The following is a 4,442-nucleotide window of genomic DNA, read 5'->3' on the forward strand; positions in this document are numbered from 1 at the left end:
GCCATGGAGGACAGCTACCCCTTGGAGTGGGCGACCTCCATGCGCGGGCTGACCCGGAGGGACGAGGTGCGCGCTGGAACGGTGGCCGTCCCGGGCCATGGCGATGTGGTGGACTCCGAGTTCGTCGGCGCGCAGGTGGAGCAGCTGACCCATCTGGCGTCCTGTCTCACCGAGAGCCTGCACCACCGCGGGCGCGAGCTCGAGGGGCTGGTCGCGTGTGCGCGGGGGCTGGGCCTGCGGGAGGAGACGCTGCGTGCGGCGGCGATGCGCGCGCTGGAGACGGCGAAGCCGGCCTGACCGCCTCGGGGGTTATGGCCAGCGGGGCTCAGGCAGCGGAGTCAGCCTCGCTGAGGGTGTCGACCACATCGGCCAGACTGTCCTCATCGCCCACGTTCCCGGCGAAGACAAGGTAGGGGATGCCCTGGGCCGGACCGTCGACGGGCTCCCACAGCGACACCAGGCCCGGCAGCATGGGCCCCCGACACATGGCTCGTCCGATGGACAGACCGTGGCTGGCGACGTCGGAGGAGGTGATGCCCCCCTTGGCGACGACGAAGCGCAGTGGTGCCGTCTCGAGCACCGACTGCACCACCTGGACGACGGCCGCCGAGACGGCCCGGGCGATGTCCAGCGAGTCCGCGCCACTATCGCCGCTGACGAGCGTGCGCGAGGTCTGCACGACGACGTGCTCGGTCTGCAGGGCCCCGGTCACCTGCTGCACTACGCCGGCGAGGTGCGCCTCGCGCCCCTCGCCCAAGACCTCGTTCACGTCGATCTCCACCTCCGCCAACGCATGGCGTCGACGCAGCGCGCCCACCTGACGCGTGGTGAGGTCGACGTGGGAGCCGACGACGACGAGACCGTGGGCCGCATCCTGCGCGGGGCCCCCGGAGCGGATGCGGTCCACGTCGGGGGCAGTGAGCGGGTCGTGCGCCTCCTGCCCGACCAGTGCCCGGACGAAGGGCGGCCCGACGCGGTGGACGAAGCGGGACCCTCGGGCCTCGGCAGCCAGGATCCCGAGAGCCAGGACGCGCAGGTCGGCTTCGGTCACGATGTCGACGACGACCGGTGCCGCCTCGGACAGTGCAGCGAGCCGGTCGGCGACGGCGTCCGCTCCGGCGCGCACCTGATCCAGGGTGATGGCGGCCACGTCGCCGGCTGGGACGGCTCCGTCCGTCTTCTCGGCGACCCAGTCGCGAAGGTCGGACGCGGTGTACCCGAAGGTCTCGTCCCGGGCGAACTCGGTCTGACCGACCGGGAGGTAACCCTCGTCCTGCGACCCGGCGTAGTGCACCGAGCCGACGGTGATCCGCCCCGCGTCCCCGAACGCCGGCACGATGATGACCGCGTCGACGACCACCCCCGCGTCAGCGAGCTCACGCACCAGCACCTGCGGCTCCAGCGGATAGTGACCGCGCAGCGTGGAGTCGGACCGGGACACGAAGTCGACGGTCAGACCGAGGGCGTCCGCGGCCTCGCCAGCCGCCCGCACCACCTCGACGTTGCGCGCGGTGGCGTGCTCCTCGCTGAGGCTGCGCGAGTTGGTCATCACGTAGACCGCGGGACTGCCCGTCTGCATGGCCCACGCCAGGTCGTCCGGCTCCCAGCGGGTGAGCACCGGGAGCTCGGCCACCGACTGGGTGCCGGTCGGGTCGTCGTCGAGCACGACCAGGACCGTCGAGCGTCCTTCACGCGCCTGTTGCACCTCGGTCGCACTGACCGGGAGGGGATCGGGGTAGCCGGACAGCAGCTCGCTCGCGGCAACCGGGGTGGCTCCATCCATGGGCAGGACTCCCTCTCTTCGACGCGGTGTCGCTCACGATAGGGCCACGGACGCAGGCGCGCCCAAGGCGCCGTGTCCATTTGCACTCCACCGGGTCGAGTGCTAATCATGGTCCTAGCACTCGCAGTATGAGAGTGACAGAAAACGCCGACCGATCTCCTCGAGGGTCGAGCGCTGCACGGCGACGTGAGCCGTGGGGCGACGACCCGTCCGTCGCGGGCGAGGGACGGTCATCCGAACGCTTGACGTGTGTGGGAGGAACCACCCGAATGTCCAAGACCATTGCATTCGACGAAGAGGCTCGACGCGGGCTCGAGAAGGGGATGAACACCCTGGCCGACGCCGTCCGGGTGACCCTGGGCCCCCGTGGGCGCAACGTCGTGCTGGAGAAGAAGTGGGGAGCCCCCACGATCACCAACGACGGGGTCTCCATCGCCAAGGAGATCGAGCTCGAGGACCCCTACGAGAAGATCGGGGCCGAGCTCGTCAAGGAGGTCGCCAAGAAGACCGACGACGTCGCCGGTGACGGCACCACCACGGCGACCGTGCTGGCTCAGGCCATGGTGCGCGAGGGCCTGCGCAACGTGGCGGCCGGCGCCAACCCGATGTCCCTCAAGCGCGGCATCGAGGCAGCCGTGGGCGCCGTGAGCGACCAGCTGCTGAGTATGGCCACCGAGGTGGAGACCAAGGAGCAGATCGCGCAGTCCGCGTCGATCTCCGCCGCCGACCCCGAGATCGGCCAGATGATCGCCGAGGCGATGGACAAGGTCGGCAACGAGGGCGTCATCACCGTCGAGGAGTCGAACACCTTCGGCCTGGAGCTCGAGCTCACCGAGGGCATGCGTTTCGACAAGGGCTACATCTCGCCGTACTTCGTGACCGACACCGACAGCATGGAGGCCGTCCTCGACGACCCCTACGTGCTGATCATGAACTCCAAGATCGGTGCCATCAAGGATGTCGTGCCGATCCTGGACAAGGTCATCCAGTCCGGCAAGCCGCTGGCCATCATCGCCGAGGACGTCGAAGGCGAGGCGCTGGCGACGATGGTGCTGAACAAGCTGCGTGGCCACATCAAGGTGCTCGCCGTGAAGGCGCCGGGCTTCGGTGACCGTCGGAAGGCCATGCTCGGCGACATCGCTGTGCTGACCGGTGGACAGGTCATCAGCGAAGAGGTCGGGCTGAAGCTGGAGACGGCCGAGCTGGACATGCTGGGCCGCGCTCGTAAGGTCGTCTCGACCAAGGACGAGACCACGATCGTCGAGGGCGCCGGTGACGCCGACCAGATCTCCGGCCGGGTCAACCAGATCCGCAAGGAGATCGACAACTCCGACTCCGACTACGACCGGGAGAAGCTGCAGGAGCGCCTGGCCAAGCTGGCTGGTGGGGTGGCCGTCATCAAGGCCGGAGCCGCCACCGAGGTGGAGCTCAAGGAGCGCAAGCACCGCATCGAGGACGCCGTGCGCAACGCCAAGGCGGCCGTCGAGGAAGGCATCGTCGCCGGTGGTGGCGTGGCTCTGATCCAGGCGACCTCCGCGTTCGACTCGCTGTCCCTGACGGGCGACGAGGCGACCGGTGCCAACCTGGTGAAGGTGGCCGTGGAGGCGCCGCTGAAGCAGATCGCCGTGAACGGTGGTCTGGAGGGCGGCGTCGTGGCCGAGAAGGTGCGCAACCTGCCCAACGGCCACGGGCTGAACGCGGCCACGGGTGAGTACGGCGACATGCTCGGCTTCGGGGTGGCCGACCCGGTCAAGGTGACCCGGTCCGCGCTGCAGAACGCGGCCAGCATCGCTGCGCTGTTCCTGACCACGGAGGCCGTGATCGCTGACAAGCCGGAGAAGACCCCGGCCGCGCCGGGTGGCGACGGCGGCATGGGCGGTATGGGAGGCATGGACTTCTAGTCCCCTCCCCGGCTTTTCCCGCACCCCCAGCCACACGTCTTCACTTCGAGCCGCGAGCTCGCGGCTCGAAGTCGAAGATGTGGCTGGGGGTGCGGCATGTCGCGCACGTGCTCCACTGGGGCGACTAGGCTCAGCCGGTGTGACGGTCTGGGTCGATCCGCCGACCTGGCCCGCCCACGGCACCGTGTGGTCGCACGTCATCAGCGACACCTCGCTGGAGGAGCTGCACGACTTCGCGAGCCGGGCCGGCATACCGGCTCGGTCCTTCGAGGGCGACCACTACGACATCCCAGCGCAGCGGTATGCCGACGTGGTGGCGGCGGGGGCCAGCGCCACCAACGGGCGGGACCTCGCCCGGCGCCTGGCCCGCAGCGGGCTGCGCTTTCGCAAGCGCAAGGGGGAGCGACCCCTGGGTCGGTATGCCGACGCGCTCGTCGCCGTGGGCGCGCCGCACACCCTGGACGTGATCGCCTCGACACTGGAGCCGCCTGCGGACAGCGGCGCGGCCGTCGTCCTGGTCACCGACGGCGTCCGCCTCGTGATGGTGCGCAACCAAGCTCGGCAGGGCTGGTCACCACCGGGGGGCAAGCGCGAGCCGCCGGAGACGATCCGGCGGGCCGCGGTACGAGAGCTGGCCGAGGAGACCGGTCTCGTCGCCGCGGAGGATGAGCTGCGGCCGGTGGGCTACGAGCGCATCACCATCCCGCGAGGCCAGGCTCAGGGTGTCTGGAGCGACACCAGACCCAACTACATCGCCG

General features: G+C 69.9%; 3 protein-coding genes and 1 pseudogene. 3 read left to right on the plus strand and 1 reads right to left on the minus strand.

The window, feature by feature from the left end; all coding sequences use genetic code 11:
- Positions 1 to 297: pseudogene (locus tag VJ976_RS01260) on the plus strand (hypothetical protein); the annotation flags it as partial.
- A 28-nt stretch (positions 298 to 325) separates the two neighbouring features.
- Here the strand turns inward: VJ976_RS01260 and VJ976_RS01265 are convergent.
- Positions 326 to 1,783 carry a four-carbon acid sugar kinase family protein gene (locus VJ976_RS01265; RefSeq protein WP_324098131.1) on the minus strand — a complete coding sequence of 486 codons (1,458 nt, stop codon included), beginning with the start codon at positions 1,781 to 1,783 and terminating at the stop codon, positions 326 to 328.
- Between the two features lie 269 nt (positions 1,784 to 2,052).
- Between VJ976_RS01265 and groL the strand changes: the two genes are divergently transcribed.
- Positions 2,053 to 3,684, plus strand: coding sequence for a chaperonin GroEL (gene groL / locus VJ976_RS01270; protein WP_324098133.1), 1,632 nt, complete (start codon positions 2,053 to 2,055; stop codon positions 3,682 to 3,684).
- Between the two features lie 139 nt (positions 3,685 to 3,823).
- Positions 3,824 to 4,442: DUF4031 domain-containing protein (locus tag VJ976_RS01275; protein WP_324098134.1), on the plus strand; the 619-nt coding region annotated here is incomplete at its 3' end.

This window comes from Ornithinimicrobium sp. (assembly GCF_035267225.1).
Lineage (GTDB): Bacteria > Actinomycetota > Actinomycetes > Actinomycetales > Dermatophilaceae > Ornithinicoccus.

Bases quoted from the DNA above. Each gene is read 5' to 3' on its own strand.
- groL (WP_324098133.1), top strand. From the start codon at position 2,053: ATGTCCAAGACCATTGCATTCGACGAAGAGGCTCGACGCGGGCTCGAG.
- VJ976_RS01265 (WP_324098131.1), bottom strand. From the start codon at position 1,783: ATGGATGGAGCCACCCCGGTTGCCGCGAGCGAGCTGCTGTCCGGCTAC.